The organism is Subtercola vilae, assembly GCF_004923255.1.
Classification (GTDB): Bacteria; Actinomycetota; Actinomycetes; order Actinomycetales; family Microbacteriaceae; genus Subtercola; species Subtercola vilae.
This window is the reverse complement of record NZ_QYRT01000099.1, coordinates 1-1,373: the sequence shown is the minus strand read 5'-3', so window position 1 is coordinate 1,373 and position 1,373 is coordinate 1. Positions and strand designations below refer to the sequence as shown.

The 1,373-nt window shown below is 61.3% G+C and carries 1 protein-coding gene; it reads left to right on the top strand.

Annotated elements, in window-relative coordinates:
- Positions 1–42: 42 nt before the first annotated feature.
- Complete coding sequence (locus tag D4765_RS18985) at positions 43–1,335, top strand: IS256 family transposase (protein WP_136643868.1); 1,293 nt, start codon at positions 43–45, stop codon at positions 1,333–1,335.
- Positions 1,336–1,373: the final 38 nt, after the last annotated feature.

Sequence of the window (1,373 nt, the reverse complement as noted above, 5' to 3'; positions counted from 1 at the left end):
GGGTCTGTACGATTTTCGGTGTAACTCCTGACAAGGAGGAACATGATGACCGATGTATTGAGTGACGTGGTGGAGGACGAAGCCGTGGCGACGGTGAAGCAGAATGGCGTGGTCGACGGGCGGTTGGTGGAGCAGCTGATCGGCAAGGCCCGTGAGCAGGGTGTCTCGCTCACCGGCGAGGGCGGCCTGCTGGGCCAGCTGACGAAGCTGGTACTCGAGTCGGCGCTAGAGGGTGAGCTCACCGATCACCTCGGCTATGACAAACACGAACGCGCCGACGAGGTCACGAACGCCCGGAACGGGTCGCGGACGAAGACGGTACTGACCGATATCGGTCCGGTCCCGATCGAGGTCCCCAGGGACCGCGACGGGTCGTTCACACCGCAGATCGTGCGGAAGCATCAGCGCCGGCTGACGGGTGTCGATGAGATGGTGCTCTCGTTGTCAGCGCGCGGTCTGACGCACGGCGATATCAGCGCCCATTTGGCTGAGGTGTACGGTGCTGAGGTGTCGAAGACGACGATCTCGACGATCACGGACCGGGTGATCGAGGGCATGCAGGAATGGCAGAACAGGCCTCTTGATCCGGTTTACCCGGTGGTCTTCATCGACTGTATCCATGTGAAGATCCGTGACGGGCAGGTCGCCAATCGCCCGATCTATGTTGCCCTGGCCGTGACAGTTGACGGCAACAGGGACATCCTCGGCCTGTGGGCAGGGGACGGCGGGGAGGGTGCGAAGTACTGGGCGCACGTGCTGACCGAGCTGAAGAATCGTGGCGTGAATGATGTGTGCATGGTCGTCTGCGACGGCCTGAAAGGCCTGCCCGAATCGATTGGTTTGGTGTGGCCGGAAGCGATCACCCAAACCTGTGTCGTGCACCTGCTGCGCGCCAGTTTCCGGTACGCGGCCCGGCAGGACTGGGACAAAATCGCCAAAGCACTCAAACCCGTTTACACCGCGTCAACGGTCAGCCAGGCCGAGGAACGGTTTCTCGAGTTCGGTGAAACGTGGGGGAAGAAGTACCCCGCGATCATCAGGCTCTGGGAATCCAGCTGGGCTGAGTTCGTGCCCTTCCTGCAATTCGATGCAGAGATCCGCCGGGTCGTGTGCACCACGAACGCGATCGAGTCCGTGAACGCCAGGATCCGGAAAGCCGTCCGCGCCCGGGGCCATTTCCCCAACGAGCAAGCCGCACTGAAATGCGTTTACCTCGCGGTCATGAGCCTGGACCCGACCGGTCAAGGCCGCGCCCGTTGGACCCAACGCTGGAAAGCAGCACTCAACGCCTTCGAGATCACCTTCAACGGCCGACTCAGCGTCGGACGCAACTAACCAAAAACAACTAGTTACACCAAAATCTTGACAGACCC

Coding starts and splice junctions, on each gene's coding strand:
- D4765_RS18985 (WP_136643868.1), top strand. CDS start 43: ATGATGACCGATGTATTGAGTGACGTGGTGGAGGACGAAGCCGTGGCG.